General features: G+C 38.9%; 1 protein-coding gene. It reads left to right on the top strand.

Annotated elements, in window-relative coordinates:
• Positions 1-326, top strand: a 326-nt coding sequence (locus QYM41_RS17885) for a hypothetical protein (protein WP_368801110.1), incomplete at its 5' end; no start/stop codon positions are given.
• Positions 327-519 lie beyond the last annotated feature (193 nt).

Consider the following 519-nt stretch of genomic DNA (forward strand, 5'->3'; position numbering starts at 1 on the left):
CGGCACCTTGTAGTAAAGCACCACCAACTGACGCACCCAACCCAATACCGGTTGATAATCAGTTAATTTTACCTTCATATTCCATGTCAATACCCGCTTGTGCGGCTGTACCTGCTAAACCAATAGCAGCAGCACCTAATATACCTATTCCAGGGATTAATGAAAGACCAATTTCAGCAATTGTTACAAATCATCTTAGGAAAGTCTCATCAGATGACACTTCTGTTTTTGTTTCAGGGTTAAAAGCACCAATTTCAGTGCTAAGAAGTTCAGGAAGGTCAATCCTGCTACCATATAATACCGGCATAATTCACCTCCTGCTCTAATATAATTATAACATAACAAAAAGCCACCTTTTGGGTGACCTTTAGACTGATTTGTTAGTGATTACTTATCATTAACTTTTTTGCTTGCTGTTCAGTCAAATTCAAGCACTGCAATTCTTTTTGCATCAACCACTGCGTCAAGTTCATGGTATGTGTGTCCCAAGAATCTTTCATCTGCAAACATTTGGTCAAA

This window comes from Kocuria oxytropis (genome assembly GCF_040981195.1).
In the GTDB taxonomy this organism is placed as follows: domain Bacteria; phylum Actinomycetota; class Actinomycetes; order Actinomycetales; family Micrococcaceae; genus Kocuria; species Kocuria oxytropis.